An 18,455-nucleotide genomic window follows, 5' to 3' on the forward strand; every position below is an offset into this window, starting at 1 on the left:
TTCTTCTGTGTGATCCGCCCTATTTTCCGTCTCAGGATGTGTTTACGCCACCACGACCGTTCCCGGTTCGTCGGTTGTCCGACGGTGGCAGGGTCCATTCAGTGCAGCGGTAGGTGTCGTGCCACCTCACCCGTCCGCGAGCCCGACGCCCGCAGGGCGCCGTCCTGGACCGCCTCGTCCCAGCTCAGCACGCCGGCGGCGAGCGCCAGCCAGGTGCGCGCGTCGGTCTCCACCACGTTCGGAGGAGTGCCGCGCCCGTGGCGCGGCCCGGCGACGCACTGCACGGCGCCGAACGGCGGCACCCGGACCTCCACGCTTCGGCCCGGCGCCGCCCGGGCCAGCGCCGCGAGGCTCTCCTTCACGGCCGCGCGCAGCACGGCGCGGTCCGGGCCGTCGCCACCGGCGAGCCACGCCGACAGGGCGTCGCCGAGAGCGTCACCGTCCGCACCTGCGTCCTCCGACGACACCGAGCCCACCTGTCCGATCGGTCGGGTACCCGTACGGGCGGTCAGGTCCGGCCGAACAGCGACGGCAGCGTGGCCTCCCACGCCGCCCGCAGCTCGACGAGCGGGAGCGGCGACAGACCGGCCACCTCGAGATCCGGCCCCCCGGTGACGCCGAGCTCCGCGGCGGGCACGCCGGCCGCTGCCGCGGCGTGCAGCAGCGCGGCGACGTCGCCGGGCGCCACCGTGACCAGCACCCGGGCCGATGACTCGGCGAACAGCGCCACGAACGCGTCCGCCCCGGGGGGCGTCACCCGCGCACCGTGCCCCCCGACCAGGCACGACTCGACCAACGCCTGCGCCAGGCCGCCGTCGGAGAGATCGTGGGAGCCGGTGAGCGTGCCCGCGGCGGCGGAGGTGGCCAGCAGCGCCGCCAGGCGCTGCTCGGCGGCCAGGTCCACCGTCGGGGGGCGGCCACCGAGGTGCCCGTGCGCGACGTGGGCCCACTCGCTGCCCCCGAACTCGTCGCGGGTGTCGCCGAGCAGCACGATCACGTCGCCGTCGCGGGTGAACCCGGACGGCACGCGGCGCGCCACGTCGTCGATCACCCCGAGCACGCCGACCACCGGTGTCGGGAGGATCGCGCGGTCGCCGGTCTGGTTGTAGAAGCTGACGTTGCCCCCGGTCACCGGCACGCCGAGCTGCGCACATCCGTCGGCGATGCCCCGGACCGCCTGCTCGAACTGCCACATGACGTGCGGGTCCTCCGGCGAGCCGAAGTTCAGGCAGTCGGTGACGGCCAGCGGCACCGCCCCGGACGTGGCGACGTTGCGGTAGGCCTCGGCCAGCGCGAGCTGCGCGCCGGTGTAGGGGTCGAGCGCCACGAACCGGGCGTTGCAGTCGGTGGCGACGGCGATCCCGCGGCCGGTGACCTCGTCGACGCGCACGACGCCGGCGTCGGCGGGCTGGGCGCCCGCGGTGTTGCCGCGGACGTAGCGGTCGTACTGGTCGGTGACCCACGCCCGACTGCACAGGTTCGGGCTCGCAGCCATGCGCAGGATCTCGGCACGCAGCTCGGCGGGGGTCCGGGGGCGGGGCAGCGCCTCCGGGCCGTCGGCGACGAGCGCGTCCTGACCCAGCCCCCGCTGCACCGGGCGGTGGTACACCGGGCCGTCGTGGGCGACCGTGCGCGGGGGCACGTCCACCACGGTCTCACCGCGCCAGGTGATCACCAGCCGGCCGCCCTCGACGACCTCGCCGATCACGTTCGCCAGCACGTCCCACCGGGCGCAGACCGCCATGAACGCCTCGATGTCCTGCGGCCGCACCACGGCGCACATGCGCTCCTGCGACTCGCTGGACAGGATCTCCGCGGGCGTCATCCCGGTGGCCCGCAGCGGCACGGCGTCCAGGTCGACGTGCATGCCGCCGTCGCCCGCGCTGGCCAGCTCGGAGGTGGCGCAGGACAGCCCGGCGCCGCCGAGGTCCTGGATGCCGACCACCAGACCCGCGTGGAACAGCTCCAGGCAGCACTCGATGAGGACCTTCTCGGTGAACGGGTCGCCGACCTGCACCGACGGCAGCTTCTTGCGGCCCGCGGTGGCGTCCTCGTCACCGGCGAACGTCTCGCTGGCCAGGACCGAGACCCCGCCGATGCCGTCCAGGCCGGTGCGGGCGCCGAACAGGACGATCCGGTTGCCGGTGCCCGAGGCGAACGCCAGGTGCAGGTCCTCGGTGCGCATCGCACCCACACACAGCGCGTTGACCAGCGGGTTCCCCGCGTAACCCGCGTCGAAGACGACCTCGCCGCCGACGTTGGGCAGGCCCAGCGAGTTGCCGTAGGTGCCGACGCCGGCCACCACGCCGGGCAGCACCCGGGCGGTGTCGGGCGCGTCGGCCGGGCCGAAGCGCAGGGGGTCGGCCACCGCGATCGGGCGGGCCCCCATCGCCATGATGTCGCGGACGATCCCGCCGACGCCGGTGGCCGCGCCCTGGAACGGTTCCACGTAGGACGGGTGGTTGTGCGACTCCACCTTGAACGTGACGGCCCACCCGTCGCCGATGTCGACCACGCCCGCGTTCTCGCCGATGCCCGCGAGCATCTTCCGGCGCATCTCCGGCGTCGTGGACTCGCCGAAGTAGGCCAGGTGCACCTTCGAGGACTTGTACGAGCAGTGCTCGCTCCACATCACCGCGTACATCGCCAGCTCGGCGTCGGTGGGACGACGGCCGAGGATCTCGCGGATGCGGGCGTACTCGTCGTCCTTGAGACCCAGCTCGCGGTAGGGCTGCGGCTGGTCGGGGGTGGCGGCGGCGCGGGAGACGGTGTCGACGGCAGGCACTGCGGGGGAGGCGACCACGGCTGCCGAGCCTACGTGCCCCGCGACGCACACACCCGCGACGGGCGGGCCTGCCGGACGTGCCCGACTCGGACGTGCTCGCAGGTGACGTCCGTGGCGGCGCGGGCCCGGTCGTCGAGCCCGAACGGCCGCCCCACCCGGCCCACCTGGAGGCAACTACAACAGGGCGCCTACCATTGCGCCGAATGGCCTAGAAGTCGTACTCCGATCCCGAGGTGTGCTCGTGCGTGTCGTGGTGACCGGCGGAGCCGGATTCCTCGGATCCCATCTCTGCGATGCCCTCGTCGGGCGCGGCGACACCGTCGTCTGCGTCGACGACCTCTCCACCGGGCAGGTCGAGAACATCGCCCATCTGCGCGCCGAGCCGCGCTTCCGTTTCGTCGAGACGGACGTCAGCCGCTCCCTGGACGTCGCAGGCCGGGTCGACGCGATCGCCCACCTGGCCAGCCCGGCCTCCCCCGTCGACTACCACCGGATGCCGCTGGAGACCCTCGCGGTGGGCAGCCGCGGCACCGAGCACTGTCTCGAGCTGGCCAGGGACCGCAGCGCCCGGTTCGTGCTGGCCTCCACCAGCGAGGTGTACGGCGACCCGCTCGTGCACCCTCAGCACGAGGGGTACCACGGCAACGTCAATCCCACCGGGCCACGCAGCGTCTACGACGAGGCGAAGCGCTTCGCCGAGGCGCTGACCACGGCGTACGCGCGCTCGTGCGGCGTCGACGCCGGCATCGTGCGGATCTTCAACACGTTCGGCCCGAGGATGCGTCCGCACGACGGCCGCGTGGTGTCGTCCTTCGTCGACCAGGCCCTGCGTGGCGAGCCGTTGACCATATACGGCGACGGCAGCCAGACGCGCAGCTTCTGCTACGTCGACGATCTGGTCCGCGGGCTGGTCGCCATGCTGGACAGTGCCGAGCCCGGCCCCGTCAACCTCGGCAACCCCGAGGAACGCACCGTCGCCGAGCTCGCCCGGCTCGTGCTGGCCCTGACGGGCTCCTCGGCGCCCGTCGTCCATCTCCCGCTGCCCGTCGAGGACCCCGCCCGGCGGCGCCCGGTCGTCGACCGGGCGCGCGAGCGCCTCGGCTGGACGCCCGAGGTCTCCACCGAGGAGGGCCTGCGCCGGACGATCACCTGGTTCGCGGCGCGGGCGACCGCACCGGCGGCTCTCGCCGGGGCCTGACCGGCACTCGTGACCACCTCGACGGCCGGCACACCTGTCCGCGGGCGGCACCGCAGCCGGCACGGCGGATGGGACGGGACCGCCCCCCGCGCGGAGATCGCCCGGATCTCGGGCGGTCGCGTCATCGCCATTCCCCCGAGCGGGCCGACCTTCCGGGCACGACGCGGTCGCGATCGTCGCCGACCCGACCCGCGCCTGCTCGTGCCCGCGCTGCCGCGCCGGGACCGGATCGCCGTGGCCGTGCTCTCGGCGGGCTGGCTGGTGAGCCTGGGCGTGTTCTGGACGTGGTGGCTGCAGCCCGAGCACCGCACGTTCCTGGCCGGGATCGTCGTCAACAGCATCCTGCTGCTGTACCTGACCTGCCTGCCGGCCTACTTCCTGCTCACGGTCAACCGCGTGCGACGGGTGGACCCGGCGGTGCCCGTCCCGGCCGTGCGGGTGGCGTTCGTCGTGACCAAGGCCCCGTCGGAGCCGTGGGCCGTGGCCCGGGCCACCCTCGAGGCGATGCTCGCGCAGCACTTCCGCGGTCGCTACGACGTGTGGCTCTGCGACGAGGACCCGACAGCCGAGACCGTGGCGTGGTGCGCCGCTCGCGCCGTGCGGATCTCCACGCGCCGGGGCGTCGCGGCCTACCACCGGACGAGCTGGCCGCGGCGCACCCGCTGCAAGGAGGGCAACCTCGCCTACTTCTACGACCGGTGCGGCTACCGGGACTACGACGTGGTCGCGCAGCTCGACTGTGACCACGTCCCGAACCCGGGGTACCTCGCGCACGTGGTCCGGCCCTTCGCCGACCCGGCGGTCGGCTACGTGTCCGCGCCCAGCGTCTGCGACCGGGAGGGCACCGGATCGTGGTCGGCGCGCGGCAGGCTGCACCGCGAATCGGCGTTCCACGGCGCCATCCAGGCCGGCCACTCCGGTGGTCTGGCCCCGGTCTGCATCGGCTCCCACTACGCCGTGCGCACGGCGGCCGTGGCCGAGATCGGCGGCATCGGGCCCGAGCTCGCCGAGGACTTCTCCACGGCGTTCCTGCTCAACTCCGCGGGCTGGCAGGGCGCGTTCGCCCTCGACGCCGAGGCCCGCGGGGACGGGCCGCTGACCGTCGCGGCGATGCTCACCCAGGAGTTCCAGTGGTCGCGCAGCCTGACCACGCTGCTGCTCGACCTCGTCCCTCGACACCTCGCCCGACTGCCGTGGGCCCTACGCCTACGCTTCTTCTACGCGCTGGTGTTCTACTTCCTGCTCGTCGTCACGACGGGGGTCGGGCTGCTGCTGCCCCCGATCGCCGCGGTCACCGGGCTGCAGTGGGTGCGGGTCGACTACCTGGCCTTCCTCGGACACTGGTGGCTGCTGTCGGCCTGGCTTATCGGCGTACTGCTGGTGCTGCGCCGCAACGGCCTGCTCCGCCCCCGCCGCGCCCCGGTGCTGAGCTGGGAGAACTGGCTCTACGCCCTCGTCCGCTGGCCGTACGTGGCGTGGGGGGTGCTGGCCGCGGTCGGGCAGCGGTTCCGCCCGACCGCGATCACCTTCCGGGTCACCCCCAAGGTGCGTGCCGGGCTGGAGCCGCTGCCCGTACGGCTGGTACTGCCCTACGTCGTGATCTCGGTCGGTCTCAGCGTGGCCGCCTTCACCGGGGAGGTGCGCACCGGGGCCGTCGGGTACGTCGGGCTGTGCCTGCTCGGCGCGGCCGCCTACGCGACGGTCGTCACCGCCGTCTCGGTCCTGCACGGCGTCGAGGCCGCCCGGGCGGCCGGCACGGGCCGGTGGTCCGGGGTCCGGCACACCGCGGCCGTCCCCCTGGCGCTCGGTGTGCTGGCCCTGGCCCTGCTGGCGGTACCCGCGTCGCTGTTCCCGTTGTACATCCAGATCGCCCTCGCGCGATGACCGTCCCGGAGGATGCCGTGTCGACCGTCCTGGTCACCGGGGGCGCGGGCTTCATCGGCTCGCACACCTGCGTCGAGCTGCTCGACCACGGCCACGCCGTGGTCGTGGTCGACGACCACTCCACCAGCTCCCCCGCCGCGCTCGACGCCGTGCAGTCCCTCAGCGGCCGGCGCCTCACGGCCTACCGGGCCGACCTGCGCGACGCGACCGCCCTCGACGCCGTGTTCGGCGCCCACCGGATCGATGCAGTGATCCACTTCGCGGCCCGCAAGGCCGTCGGGGAGTCGATCGCGATGCCGCTGGAGTACTACGACATCAACGTCGGCGGCACCGTTGCCCTGCTGCGGGTGATGCTCGCTCGCGGGGTGCACCGTCTGGTGTTCTCCTCGTCCTGCTCGATCTACGGCGACGGCGGCGGCCACCCGCTCACCGAGGACGACCCGGCGCGCCCGACCAACCCGTACGCCCGGTCGAAGTGGATGTGCGAGCAGGTGATCGCCGACACCGTCCACCGCCACCCGGAGCTGTCCGCGCTCGCGCTGCGCTACTTCAACCCGGCCGGGGCGCACCCGAGCGGGCTGCTCGGCGAGGACCCCCGGGGGGCGCTGCACAACCTCATGCCCTACCTCATGCAGGTGGCGGTCGGGCGGCGGCCGCGCATCGAGGTGTTCGGCTCGGACTACCCGACCCCGGACGGCACCGCCGTCCGCGACTACGTGCACGTCGTGGAGATCGCCGAAGGACACCGGATGGCGCTGGAGCGGTTGCGGCCGGGGCTGCGGGTGCTCAATCTCGGCACCGGCGTCGGCACCTCGGTGCTGCAGCTCGTGGAGGCCTTCGCCGAGGCCAGCGGCCGGAAGATCCCGTACGACCTGGTCGCGCGGCGTCCCGGCGACGTGGCCGAGCTCGTCGCCGACGCGGGCCGGGTCGCAGGCGAGTGGGGCTGGCGGGCGCGGCGCGACATCGGCGAGATGTGCCGCGACGCGTGGCGCTTCCAGCAGCTGCACCCCGAGGGCTACCCCGGCTGAGCCTGCAGCGCCCCGATGTCCGGCGCGCCGACGCGGACCGGGGCGCCCGCGAGGTCGGACAGCGCCGTCCCGGGCGCCAGCAGATCGGTGAGGTCGAGGCCGGCTCCGCGCAACGGCGAGTCCGCGCCCGGGGCGAACCCGGCGAGGGCGGCGGCGTCGCCGGGGACGGTCGCCTCCAGCCCGACGAGCGGGCCGGGCAGGAGCGGATCGGTGTCCAGGCCGCTCCCACCGGGCTCCTGCCCCGTTCCCGCACTCCATTCGCCCAGCGAGGAGTACTCCTGCGGGCCCCAGATCAGCGACCAGTCCACCCCGTCCGCCACGTAGGCGTTGCCGTCCAGCGCGACCGCACCCCGGTCGAAACCGGACTCGGCCAGTACCAGCGGGCCGGCCGCGTCGCTGACGAGCAGGTTGTTCCGGGCCTCGACGGCGGTGATGCCCGGGCCGAGCCGCAACGCGGAGGACGGGTCGCTCGCCTGCGGTGCCATCACCACGGTGTTCTGGTATATCCGCACGTCGTCGACGCGGCCCAGCACGGTGATGCCCCCGTACACGCTCCACCGCCGGGCGTCGCCGCTGCTGACGTTGAACCGCACCGTGCTGCCGGTATGGGCGTCGTTGTCCCGACCGGTGTAGACCAGGTAACCCGGCCCGTGATTGTCGTAGGACAGGTTGTACTGCAGCACCGAGTCCGCGGTGTTCTGGTCGAGCCCGAACCCGCCGCCGTCGGCCAGCTTCGCCGTCCGGTTGCGGTAGGACAGGCTGTGCTCGATCACGACCCCCGTGGAGTCGTAGGTCCAGATCCCGACCGGGCCCTCGCCCGCTCCCCCGGACCCGCCGTTGTCGTGCGCGACCGAGCGCGTCACGGTGCCGCCTCGGACGCTGCCCAGGGCGATGCCGCTGCCGGTGTTGCGCGTCAGGTTGGCGGCGTCGCCCGCGTTGTCGTGGGCCGTCACACCGGACACCGTCACGGCCTCGTGCGCGAACCGCGGGTCGGCCGCGTCGAACTCCGGGCCGTACACCGCGAGGCCGGCGTCCCGGTTGCCGTGCACGACCGAGTCCGCGATGCGGACGTCCCGGAACCCGGTGCCCGCCCGGGAGCTGCCGACCTCGATGCCGTGGACGAACCCGCTGGCCTCCACGCGCTCGACGACGGCGTGCCCGAGCCTGCCGTCCTCGGCGAGCTCGCTGAAGAAGCGGATCCCGGCCGATCCCGGCTGTACCGTGCCGGGCCCGACCACGACCAGGTCGGCGATCTCCACCCCGGCGGTGTCGACGACCGCGACCGCCGAGTCGGCGTGGCCCTCGATCACCGCCCGGCCCTGCCCGTAGGAACCGATCACCAGGGGGCTGTCCGGATCACCGGCGTCCGCGGCGTCGATCAGCAGCCGGCCGGTGAACCGGGACCCGCCCTCGAGCAGCAGGCGCTCGCCAGGGAGCAGCACGGCGGCGGATGCCCGGTCGAGCGTGCGCCACGCCTCGTCCGGGGAGGTGCCGCGCCTGGTGTCGTCACCGGCGGCGCTGACGTAGAACACCCGCTCCCCCGGAGGCGCTCCGAGCGCGGCGCAGGCGGCGAGCAACACGACGCCCACGGCCGTCAGCACGACAGCGGCCCACCGGTCCCGCCTCACTCCGCACCCACTCCCTCCGCCCGTCCCGAGCGTAGGGCCGAGTGGGGTAGCGGTCCGCCCGCCGGGCGGACCACGACCGGGTGACGGGACGGACCGATTCCCGCGACGTCACCGACCCCCGGCCCGGCCCGACGGCAGTTGCACCACGCTCACGAAGAAGTGGTCGATCTGCTTGATCGCCTCGATGAACCCGTCGAAGTCCACCGGCTTGGTCACGTAGGCGTTCGCGTGCAGCTGGTAGCTGCGCAGCACGTCCTCCTCGGCCTGCGAGGTGGTCAGCACGATCACCGGGATGTGCTGCAGCACCGGGTCCTTCTTCACCTCCTCCAGCACCTCGCGCCCGTCGCGGCGGGGGAGGTTGAGGTCGAGCAGGATCAGGTCCGGGCGGGGCGCGTCGGCGTAGGGGGGCTCGTTGCGCAGGTAGGCCAGGGCGTCGGCGCCGTCGGTGACGACGTCGAGGCGGTTGTGCAGGTACTCGTCGAACGCCTCGCGGGTCATCAGCACGTCGCCGGGGTCGTCCTCGACGAGCAGCACGTTGACGATGCGCGACTGGGGTGTCATGCGGTGGACTCCTCGGGGGCGTGGTGTTCGGGGACGTGGTCGTCGGCGACGGGCTGCGCGGGCAGGGTGACGCGCACGGTCGTGCCGGCGCGCTCGCCCGGTTCGAGCCCGATCCGGCCCCCGTGGAACTCGACGATCTTCTTGGCCAGCGCCAGCCCGATGCCGGTGCCGGGGTAGACCTCGCGCGCGTGCAACCGCTGGAAGATCACGAAGACCTTGTCGGCGTACTCGGCGTCGATGCCGATGCCGTTGTCGGCCACCGTGACCTCGACGACGTCGCCGACCCGCCGACCCGCGACCTCCACGACCGGTGGCACTGCCTCCCGGTGGAACTTGAGGCCGTTGGCGACCAGGTTGGCCAGCAGCTGGCGCAGCAGGGCGGCGTCACCCACGACCTCCGGCAGCGGGTGCACGACGATCTCGCCGTCCACCTCGGCCCTGGCCGGCTCCAGCTGGGTGACGACGGACGCGGCCACGGCGTCGAGCGCGACCGGGGTGAAGCCCTCGGTCGTGCGGCCGACCCGCGAGAACGCCAGCAGGTCGTTGATCAGCTGCTGCATGCGCTGGGCGCCGTCGACGGCGAACTCGATGTACTGGTCGGCCCGATCGTCGAGCTGACCGCCGTAGCGGCGCTGGAGGAGCTGGCTGAAGCTCGACACCTTCCGCAGCGGCTCCTGCAGGTCGTGGCTGGCGACGTAGGCGAACTGCTCCAGGTCGCGGTTGGACCGTTCCAGGTCGCGCGTGCGCTCGTCGAGCCTGCGGTTGGTCTCCTGGGACTCGTCCAGGTCGCTCAGGATGCGCGTGCGCATCGCCTCGACGTCCTCCCCGAGCCCGACGATCTCCGCAGGCCCGGTGGCGCGCACCGGCTGCTGCGCGTCGCCGGTGACCACGGCCCGGACCTGCGCGGCGAGGTCGGACACCGGTCGCAGCACGGTGCGGCGCAGCCCGATGCCGGCGGCGACGATGACCAGCAGCAGCACCACCGCCACCGCGACGGCCGCCGCGAGCAGGAACGACGCGGCCGCCCCGACACCCGCCCGGGCCTCCTCCTGGGCGTTCTCCAGCTCCCGGAGCAGGACCTCGGTCCGGGAGCGTACGCCGTCGAAGAGGGCGCGGCCCTCGATCGGGTCCGGCATCGGCTGCGCCGCGTCCCCGGTCGCGGCGATCGTCGGCTCGGCGTAGCGCTCCCGCCAGCGCTGCGCCGCCGTGACGACGCCGTCCAGCTCCGGTCCCAGGTCGTCCAGGTCCGGGGTGGCGCGCAGGACGGCGACCGCGTCGGTCTCGGCCCGCACGCCGGAGCGGTAGGGCTCCAGGAAGTCGGCGCGCCCGGTGAGATCGTACCCGCGGATCCCGGTCTCCTGGTCGAGCAGGGCGACCGACAGCCGCTGGCCCGCGTCAAGCGCGGGCGAGACGCGGTCCAGCAGCACCGCACGGGCGTCGTTGAGCCCGGCCAGCGCCACCGAGCCCAGCACGATGGCCGCCACCGCGAACAGGCCCACCACCGCGGCCGCGGCGCCGAAGATGCGGGCCAGCGGCCAGCCGCCCCCGCTGCTGCGGGTGCCGACCAGCAGCGGGCGCAGCCGGCGGGCCAGCGGCGCGGTCACCGCCCCTCCGCGGCGGACAGCAGCAGGATGGCCACGTCGTCGGCGAGCGGGCCGCCGTTGAGCTGCTGAACACGCTCCACCAGCCGCGCCGGGAGCTGCTGCAGGTCGGTCCGTCGCTCCTCGACGAGCAGGGCCACCAGCCCCTCCGGCCACAGCGGCTCGTCGCTGCCCGTGCCCCGGCCCTCGACGAGCCCGTCGGTGTAGAGCAGCAGCGCCCAACCCGGGTCCAGCCGCACCGAGGCGGGCTCCCAGCAGGCGTCGTCGCGGATGCCCAGCGGCAACCCGACCCGCGGCTCCACCAGCTCGATCCCCGGGAGCAGGACCGGCGGCGGGTGCCCGGCCAGGCGGACCAGCGCGTCCCCGGCGGCCGGGACGGCCACGGTGCACACCGTGGTGAACAGCCTGCTCTCGTGCCGCTCGCTGACCAGCACCTGCTGCAGCTTGGGCAGCACCTGCGTCTCGTCGACACCCGCGAGGACCAGCGCCCGCCACGACACCCGCAGCAGCGCGCCCAGCGCCGCCTCGTCGGGCCCGTGCCCGCAGACGTCGCCGACGATCGCGTGCACGGTGCCGGTGGGGCCGCGGACCGCGTCGTAGAAGTCACCGCCCAGCACCGACCGGGCCCGGCCGGACCGGTAGAACTCCCGGGACCGGACGGGGCTGCCGGCCAGCAGCGGTTTCGGGAGCAGGCCGCGTTCGAGGCGCGTCGACTCCGCCGCGACGAGCTGCTCCTCACGCAACCGCAGCACGCTGGTCTCCGCACGGCGGCGCTCGACCGCGTAGCGCAGCGAACGGATCAGCAGCGGGCCGTCGACCGTGCCCTTCACCAAGTAGTCCTGCGCTCCCGCCGCCACCGCCGCGGTGCCGAGGTGCTCGTCGTCGAGGCCGGTGAGGACGCAGACCGCGGCCAGCGCGTCGGCCCGCAGGATCGCGTGCAGGCCGTCGAGGCCGTCCGAGCCGGGGAGGTTGAGGTCCAGCAGGACGCAGTGACAGCCGGCGAGCATGCCGCCGTCGACGACCTCGCGCACGGACCCGACCACCGTCAGGCGCAGGTCGGGTTCCACCTCGGCCAGCAGCTCCTGCACGAGGAACGCGTCGCCGGGATCGTCCTCGACGAGCAGCACGTGCCGCGGACCGGTCACCTCACCGCCGCTCCGCGCCCGCGAGCGGGTTCGACGCCGTCGTGGCGAGCACGGAGGTGAACAGGACGAGGCCGTCGTCGGACGGTCCGGTCAGCGGGTCGATGGCGTGCTCCGGATGGGGCATCAGGCCGACGACACGGCCGTCGGCGGAGGCGATACCGGCGATGTCGCCCATCGCCCCGTTGGGGTTACCCCCGACGTACCGGAAGACCACGCGGCCCTCCCCGTCCAACCGGGCCAGGGTGTCCGCGTCGGCGACGAACCGGCCCTCCCCCGACTTGAGCGGCACCAGGATCTCCTGCCCGGCCGTGGCGGCGCCGGTCCAGGCCGTGGCGGTGGACTCCACCCGCAGCCGCTGGTCCCGGCACACGAAACGCAGCCCGGCGTTGCGCACCAGGGCCCCCGGCAGCAGTCCCGCCTCGCAGAGGATCTGGAAGCCGTTGCAGATGCCCAGCACCGGCATCCCGCGCCCGGCGGCCGCCGTGACCTCGGTCATGATCGGTGCGAGGCTGGCGATGGCCCCCGCGCGCAGGTAGTCGCCGTAGGAGAAACCGCCGGGGACGATCACGGCGTCGACGCCGAGCAGGTCGTGGTCGGCGTGCCACAGCGGGACCGCCGCGGCACCGGCGTAGCGGACCGCGCGGGCCGCGTCGACGTCGTCGAGGGAGCCGGGGAAGGTGATGACCCCGATCCTCACGGCCGCACCAGGTCCGACCGGCGCCGCACGACCCAGTCCTCGATGACCGGGTTGGCCAGCAGCTCGCCCGCGATGCGGTGCAGGGTCGCGTCGTCGATCGCGTCGTCGACGTCGAGCTCGAAGTGCTTGCCCTGCCGCACCTCGGCCACGCCCGTCACGCCGATCCGGCCCAGCGCCCGCGTGACCGCCTGGCCCTGCACGTCGAGGATCTCCGGTTTGGGCATCACGTCCACCACAACTCTGGCCACGAGCCAGAGCCTACGTCCCCCTAGCCGAGGAACACGTCGAGCATCGGCAGGAGCAGATCGGCGCGTCGCGGCGCCTGCATGTGCGTGGTGCCGGGCAGGATCGCCAGCTGCGATCCGGGGATGAGCTCCTTCATCAGTGCGCCGTGAGCAGGGAGGGCGAAGTCGTTGTCCCCCAGCACGATCAGCGTGGGGGCGGTGACCGCGGCGAGCTGCTCGTCCGTCCAGCCCGTCCAGCCCTCGACCGTCTTCATCGTGCGCATCGGGAGGTCGTCGAACCGCTCCGGGTGCGGCGAGAGCCGGGCGTAGGCCTCGGCCATGTCGGCGAAGTCCTGCGCCGTCGGCATGATCGTCGACGTCGCGTAGGTGCTGGGGTCGGCCAGGTCGGGGTGCGCGCCGTCGGGACGGACGCTCGCCGAGATCGGCACCACCGACAGCACCCGGTCGGGGTGGCCGACGGCGAGCTCCAGCGCGGTGCCGCCGCCCATGCTGTGGCCCACGACGTGGGCGCGGTCGATGCCGAGGTGGTCGAGCAGGGCGACGACGTCGCCGGCCAGGTTCGCGTAGGTCAGGTCCCGGTCGATGTCGGCGGTGCGACCGTGCGCCTGGAACTCCACGGCGATCACCCGGTGCTTCCTCGCCAGGGTCGGGATGAGGTCGGCGTAGGTGAGGTCGATGGTCATCACCCCGCCGTGCAGCAGCACCAGCGGCGTGCCCTGCTCGCCGTGGGTCTCGTAGTACATGTGCAGGCCGTTCACGTCGGCGTATCCGTTGGTCATGCTGCTATGACGCCGCGGGCGGGCCGGGCTCATCGGCTGTGCGCGAACTTCCCTGGGCCAGCCGGCGTCGGGCCGCTAGAACAGCAGCATGGGCAGCTGGCTGGTTCTCGGTGGGACGCGGTTCCTCTCGCACGCGGTGGCGGCGGTCGCGGTGGCGCGCGGGCACGAGGTGGTGTGCGTGGCGCGCGGCGAGTCCGGACGGGTGCCCGACGGGGCCACCCTGCTGGTCGCCGACCGGGACGTGCCCGGCGCGCTCGATCCGCTGCGCGGGCGCCGCTTCGACGCCGCGGTGGACGTCGCCACGATGTCGTTGCCGTGGGTCCGTGACGCCCTGGACGCGGTCGACGCGGGGCACTGGACGTTCGTGTCGACGATCAGCGTGTACGCCGACCCGCTGACACCCGGCCAGGGGGTGGACGCGCCGCTGCTCGACCCGCTCCAGGACGGTTCGTCGCCGCCCCCGGACCGGCAACCGGACGCGTACGGCGCGATCAAGGTGGCCTCGGAGAACGCCGTGCGGGCGTCCCACCCGAGGTCGCTGGTGGTGCGGGCCGGGTTGATCTGCGGGCCCGGCGACCGCAGCGACCGCTTCGGCTACTGGCCCGCCCGCTTCGCCCGCGGCGGCCGTGCCGTGGTGCCCGGGGTACCCGACCAGCCGATGCAGATCGTCGACGTGCGCGATCTCGCCGAGTGGATCGTCGACTCCGGGGAGCGCGGCCTGACCGGCACCGTCGACGGCAGCGGCCCACGCACCACGCTCGGTGCGGTGCTCGACGAGATCGCCGCCGCGGTGGGTGCTCCCGACCTGGAACTCGTGCCGGTCCCACCCGAGGCACTGGTGGCCGCGGAGGTCACCCCGTGGGCAGGCCCGCGCTCGCTGCCGCTGTGGCTGCCGGACACGCACACGGGCATCGCCGCCCGCGACACGACACCGGCCGCCGCCGCGGGCCTGCGCACCCGCCCGATCGCCGACACCGCCCGCGCCGCCCTGGACCACGAGCGGACCCTGGGCCCGGACCGCACCCGCCGGGCCGGCCTCGCACCCGCCGACGAATCCCGGCTGCTCACCGACCGGGACGCCGCGACGACGTAGCGACGGCTCGGTGGACTGGCAGGGTGAGCCGGGTGCAGACCACCCACTTCGGCCATTCGTGCGTGCTGCTGGACACCGGGGCGGCGCGGCTACTGATCGACCCGGGCACGTTCGCGACCGGGTTCGAGTCGGTCTCCGCTCTGGACGGGGTGCTCATCACCCATCAGCATCCCGACCATCTGGACCTGGACCGGCTGGGAGCGCTGCTGCAGCGCAACCCCGGCGCGCGCCTCGTCGTCGACGCGGGCTCGGCCGGTCAGCTCGACGCGATCGACCACGAGGTGGTGGCGCCCGGCGGGTCGGTGCTGATCGCGGGCGCCCGGGTCGACGTCCTCGGCGGTGAGCACGAGGTGATCCACCCCGACATCGCGGTGATCCCCAACAACTCCTACCTCGTCGACGGCACGCACCTGCACCCCGGCGACGCCTTCCCGGAGGTGCCCGCACCCGTCGACGTGCTGTTCCTGCCCACGGCGGCGCCCTGGCTCAAGGCCGCGGAGTGCGTGGACTACCTGCGTGCCGTGACCCCCCGCACCGCGGTACCGGTCCACCAGGGCCTGCTCGCCCGGCCCCAGGTGTTCTACGGCCTGTTCACGAACCTCGCTCCCGCCGAGACGACCGTCCGGGTGCTCGACGAGGGCACACCCACCGCCCTCTGATCAGGCCCCGCACCTCGGAGCCGTACTGCTGCTCTGTGGCCGTCACGACGGCGTTCCGGCTCCGAGGTGCGGGTCAGGCCGCCCGCGCGGCGGCGGGGAGGCGGTAGGTCGTCGGCTGTGCACCTGCCGCCAGCGCGGCGTCCACCGCGGCGAGTGCCGCGTCGACGCGCTGCGCGCGCTTGAGGTCCTTCGCCCGGACGTTGATGCGCACCAGCCCGCCGCGGTGCGTGACCCGGCGCACCTCGGCGACGAGCATCCGGCAGCGCCACGCCTCCGCGGCCTTCGCGTCGTCGGCGACCGGGATCCGCTCCCCCGACACCCGGAAACCCAGCACCCGGGCCCGCACCGCGCCGGGACCGTCGAGCCGGCGGATCCCGTGCTCGTCGGCGAGCGTGGTGAAGCCCTGCTCGCGCAGGGCGTCGAGGGTGCCGGTCGAGGCGATCCAGCGCGGTGGCACGAACACCTCGGTGCGCAGGTCCACCGCACCCAGCGTGCGGCGGGCGGCCCGCAGCCGCAGGCCGGCCTCGTGGCGGGGCAGGGCGGCGAACTCGGCCCGGCGCCCGACACGGGCCAGCCGCCCGGGGACCAGCGGCTCCGTGCTGTGGTCGTAGCCGTGCAGGGCGATCGCGTCGCCACGGTCGCGCCGCTCGTGCATCCACCGGACCAGCGGGCTCCCCGCGACCCCGGGCCCGAACGCGCCGGGCCGGTAGAGCTGCGAGACCGCGACGCCGCGGTCGTCGAGGGCCGCGGTGAACGCGGCGCCACGGTCGAGGGAGTCGTCGGACAGTCCGGACAGCGAGACGATCAGGCGGGGGGCCACGACGTCATGAACGCACGCCGCGGTGAACGGCCGCCGACGCCGCCGTGGAGCGCGGATGCCGTCAGGGCCACGATCGCCCGGTGAGACGCTCGTAGACCTCCACGTACCGCGCGCGGGTGGCCGCGACGACCTCGGCGGGCACCTCGGGGCCGGGCGGGGTGCGGTCCCAGTCCAGGCCGGCCGACCAGTCCCGCACGTACTGCTTGTCGTAGGAGAACTGCGGGCCGCCGGGCGCCCAGCGGTCGGCGGGCCAGAACCGGGACGAGTCCGAGGTCAGCACCTCGTCGGCGAGCACGATCGCGCCGGTCCCGTCGAGACCGAACTCCAGCTTCGTGTCGGCGACGAGGATGCCCTGCGCGGCGGCGGTCTGCGCCCCCCGCGTGTAGACCGACAGGGTCAGGTCGCGCAGTCGCGCCGCGCGGTCGGCCCCGATCAGCGCGGCCGTCTCGTCGAAGGTCAGGAACTCGTCGTGCTCGCCGACCGGCGCCTTCGTGGTGGGGGTGAAGATCGGCTCGGGCAGCTCGGAGCCCTCCACGAGCCCGGGGGGCAGCGCCACGCCGGACACCGAGCCGTGACGCCGGTACTCCTGCAGCCCCAGCCCGGCCAGGTAGCCGCGGGCGATGCACTCGACGGGCAGCATCTCCAGCCGCCGGCAGCGCACCGCACGCCCGGCGAACTCCGCCGGCACGTCCTGGGAGATGACGTGGTGGGGCACCCCGAGCTGCTCGAACCACCACAGCGACAGCTGGGTGAGCAGGGCCCCCTTGTCGGGGACGGGGGTGGGCAGCACGACGTCGTAGATGGACAGCCGGTCGGACGCGACCAGGATCAGCTCGCCGGGGTCCCTTGAGTCGTCGAGGTAGACGTCGCGGACCTTGCCCGAGTGCAGCAGCTTCACAGGATGGCTCCGGGTGCGTAGGCGGCCGCGGTCGGGTGCGCGTCGACGATCTCCCGCACCCGCGCGACGACGGCCGCGACCTGGTCGGTGGCCGCGCCGGTGAACCGCAGCGGATCGGCGAGCAGGCCGTCCAGGGTGCCGGATGGCAGTGCGAGCCGCTCGTCGCCCGCGAGGCGGGCGATCAGGTCGTTCTCGCCCTGGCCCTTCTCCCGCATGGCCAGCGCGACGCCCACGGCGTGCTCCTTGATCACCTCATGGGCGGTCTCGCGCCCGACACCCGCCCGCACCGCGGCCGTCAGCACCGCGGTGGTCGCGAGGAAGGGGAGGTAGCGGTCCAGCTCGCGGGCGACGACGGCCGGGTAGGCGCCGAACTCGTCGAGCACGGTGAGCGCGGTCTCGACGAGCCCGTCGAGGGCGAAGAAGGCGTCCGGCAGGGCGACGCGGCGCACCACCGAGTCGGAGACGTCGCCCTCGTTCCACTGCGCACCGGCCAGCTCGGCCGCCATGCCGGCGTAGCCGCGCAGCAGCACCATCATCCCGTTGATGCGCTCGGTGGAGCGCGAGTTCATCTTGTGCGGCATCGCCGAGCTGCCGACCTGCCCGGGCTGGAAACCCTCGGTGGCCAGCTCGATGCCCGCCATCAACCGGATCGTCGTGGCCAGCGACGACGGCCCGGCGGCGAGCTGCACGAGCGCGGCGAGCACGTCGAAGTCCAGGGAGCGCGGGTAGACCTGGCCGACGCTGGTCAGCGTCGCCGCGAAGCCCAGGTGCCCGGCGACCCGGGACTCGAGGTCGGCCAGCCGGTCGGGAGACCCGAGGAGGTCGAGCATGTCCTGCGACGTGCCCATCGGCCCCTTGATCCCCCGCAGCGGGTAGCGCGCCCGCAGCTCCTCCAGGCGCGCGTAGGCCACGAGCAGCTCGTCGGCGGCGGAGGCGAAGCGCTTGCCCAGCGTGGTGGCCTGCGCGGCGACGTTGTGGCTGCGCCCGGCCATCGTCAGCTCCGCGTGCTCGGCCGCGCGGCGCGCCAGCCGGGCGAGGATCGCGACGGTGCGGTCGCGCACGTGCTCCAGCGACAGCCGGATCTGCAACTGCTCGACGTTCTCGGTGAGGTCGCGGCTGGTCATGCCCTTGTGCACGTGCTCGTGCCCGGCCAGCGCGCAGAACTCCTCGATGCGGGCCTTCACGTCGTGGCGGGTGACGCGCTCGCGGGCGGCGATCGAGGCGAGGTCGACCTGCTCGGCGACGCGCTCGTAGTCCTCGACCACGCCGTCGGGCACGTCGACGCCGAGGTCGCGCTGCGCGCGGAGCACCGCGATCCACAGCCGCCGCTCCAGCACGATCTTGTACTCGGGCGACCAGAGCCGGACCAGCTCCGGGCTCGCGTACCGGGCGGCGAGGACGTTCGGGATCGCGGCGGAGGGGATCACGTCGCAG

Annotated in this window: 17 protein-coding genes; 5 read left to right on the plus strand and 12 right to left on the minus strand. The window is 74.0% G+C overall.

Features of this window, described 5'->3' with window-relative positions:
• Window positions 1-98 precede the first annotated feature (98 nt).
• Window positions 99-467: a sterol carrier family protein gene (locus tag Q1K26_RS14790; RefSeq protein WP_300012233.1), complete on the minus strand. Its 369-nt coding sequence runs from the start codon at window positions 465-467 to the stop codon at window positions 99-101.
• 41 nt (window positions 468-508) lie between these two features.
• The gene (gene purL, locus Q1K26_RS14795; RefSeq protein ID WP_300012234.1) at window positions 509-2,803 is read right to left on the minus strand and encodes a phosphoribosylformylglycinamidine synthase subunit PurL; all 2,295 of its coding nucleotides are present in this window, start codon (window positions 2,801-2,803) and stop codon (window positions 509-511) included.
• Between the two features lie 223 nt (window positions 2,804-3,026).
• Between purL and Q1K26_RS14800 the strand changes: the two genes are divergently transcribed.
• From Q1K26_RS14800 to galE, 3 genes are all read left to right on the plus strand, one after another.
• Window positions 3,027-3,983 (plus strand): UDP-glucuronic acid decarboxylase family protein, encoded by a 957-nt coding sequence (locus Q1K26_RS14800; RefSeq protein ID WP_300012236.1) that lies wholly within the window; start codon window positions 3,027-3,029, stop codon window positions 3,981-3,983.
• Between the two features lie 201 nt (window positions 3,984-4,184).
• Window positions 4,185-5,867: a glycosyltransferase gene (locus Q1K26_RS14805; RefSeq protein ID WP_300012238.1), complete on the plus strand. Its 1,683-nt coding sequence runs from the start codon at window positions 4,185-4,187 to the stop codon at window positions 5,865-5,867.
• Window positions 5,864-6,895: a UDP-glucose 4-epimerase GalE gene (galE, locus tag Q1K26_RS14810; RefSeq protein ID WP_300012240.1), complete on the plus strand. Its 1,032-nt coding sequence runs from the start codon at window positions 5,864-5,866 to the stop codon at window positions 6,893-6,895. Before Q1K26_RS14805 ends, galE begins: the two co-directional genes overlap by 4 nt.
• On the opposite strand, the gene Q1K26_RS14815 is transcribed toward galE, so the two are convergent.
• From Q1K26_RS14815 to Q1K26_RS14845, 7 genes are all read right to left on the minus strand, one after another.
• Window positions 6,883-8,523, minus strand: a complete 1,641-nt coding sequence (locus Q1K26_RS14815; protein WP_300012242.1) for a right-handed parallel beta-helix repeat-containing protein — start codon at window positions 8,521-8,523, stop codon at window positions 6,883-6,885. The genes galE and Q1K26_RS14815 overlap by 13 nt on opposite strands.
• Before the next feature lie 108 nt (window positions 8,524-8,631).
• Window positions 8,632-9,084 (minus strand): response regulator, encoded by a 453-nt coding sequence (locus Q1K26_RS14820; RefSeq protein WP_300012244.1) that lies wholly within the window; start codon window positions 9,082-9,084, stop codon window positions 8,632-8,634.
• Complete coding sequence (locus Q1K26_RS14825; protein WP_300012246.1) at window positions 9,081-10,688, minus strand: ATP-binding protein; 1,608 nt, start codon at window positions 10,686-10,688, stop codon at window positions 9,081-9,083. The genes Q1K26_RS14820 and Q1K26_RS14825 overlap by 4 nt, the downstream gene beginning before the upstream one ends.
• Window positions 10,685-11,830 (minus strand): SpoIIE family protein phosphatase, encoded by a 1,146-nt coding sequence (locus tag Q1K26_RS14830; RefSeq protein ID WP_300012248.1) that lies wholly within the window; start codon window positions 11,828-11,830, stop codon window positions 10,685-10,687. The genes Q1K26_RS14825 and Q1K26_RS14830 overlap by 4 nt, the downstream gene beginning before the upstream one ends.
• A gap of 1 nt (window position 11,831) precedes the next feature.
• Window positions 11,832-12,527 carry a phosphoribosylformylglycinamidine synthase subunit PurQ gene (purQ, locus tag Q1K26_RS14835; protein ID WP_300012250.1) on the minus strand — a complete coding sequence of 232 codons (696 nt, stop codon included), beginning with the start codon at window positions 12,525-12,527 and terminating at the stop codon, window positions 11,832-11,834.
• Window positions 12,524-12,775: a phosphoribosylformylglycinamidine synthase subunit PurS gene (purS, locus tag Q1K26_RS14840; protein WP_300012252.1), complete on the minus strand. Its 252-nt coding sequence runs from the start codon at window positions 12,773-12,775 to the stop codon at window positions 12,524-12,526. Before purS ends, purQ begins: the two co-directional genes overlap by 4 nt.
• A gap of 20 nt (window positions 12,776-12,795) precedes the next feature.
• A complete protein-coding gene (locus tag Q1K26_RS14845; RefSeq protein WP_300012254.1) occupies window positions 12,796-13,551 on the minus strand; it encodes an alpha/beta hydrolase in 756 nt (251 codons plus the stop codon).
• A gap of 88 nt (window positions 13,552-13,639) precedes the next feature.
• Between Q1K26_RS14845 and Q1K26_RS14850 the strand changes: the two genes are divergently transcribed.
• Both Q1K26_RS14850 and Q1K26_RS14855 read left to right on the plus strand, forming a co-directional pair.
• The gene (locus Q1K26_RS14850; protein ID WP_300012256.1) at window positions 13,640-14,644 is read left to right on the plus strand and encodes an epimerase; all 1,005 of its coding nucleotides are present in this window, start codon (window positions 13,640-13,642) and stop codon (window positions 14,642-14,644) included.
• A 32-nt stretch (window positions 14,645-14,676) separates the two neighbouring features.
• Window positions 14,677-15,303 carry an MBL fold metallo-hydrolase gene (locus tag Q1K26_RS14855; protein WP_300012258.1) on the plus strand — a complete coding sequence of 209 codons (627 nt, stop codon included), beginning with the start codon at window positions 14,677-14,679 and terminating at the stop codon, window positions 15,301-15,303.
• Between the two features lie 73 nt (window positions 15,304-15,376).
• Here Q1K26_RS14855 and Q1K26_RS14860 read toward each other — a convergent pair whose 3' ends face one another.
• From Q1K26_RS14860 to purB, 3 genes are all read right to left on the minus strand, one after another.
• Window positions 15,377-16,123, minus strand: coding sequence for a DUF2334 domain-containing protein (locus Q1K26_RS14860; protein WP_300012260.1), 747 nt, complete (start codon window positions 16,121-16,123; stop codon window positions 15,377-15,379).
• A gap of 61 nt (window positions 16,124-16,184) precedes the next feature.
• Window positions 16,185-17,021: a phosphoribosylaminoimidazolesuccinocarboxamide synthase gene (locus Q1K26_RS14865; protein WP_300012262.1), complete on the minus strand. Its 837-nt coding sequence runs from the start codon at window positions 17,019-17,021 to the stop codon at window positions 16,185-16,187.
• Window positions 17,018-18,448, minus strand: coding sequence for an adenylosuccinate lyase (gene purB / locus Q1K26_RS14870; protein WP_300012264.1), 1,431 nt, complete (start codon window positions 18,446-18,448; stop codon window positions 17,018-17,020). The genes Q1K26_RS14865 and purB overlap by 4 nt, the downstream gene beginning before the upstream one ends.
• Window positions 18,449-18,455: the final 7 nt, after the last annotated feature.

It is taken from the genome of Pseudonocardia sp. (genome assembly GCF_029263155.1).
GTDB lineage: Bacteria > Actinomycetota > Actinomycetes > Mycobacteriales > Pseudonocardiaceae > Pseudonocardia.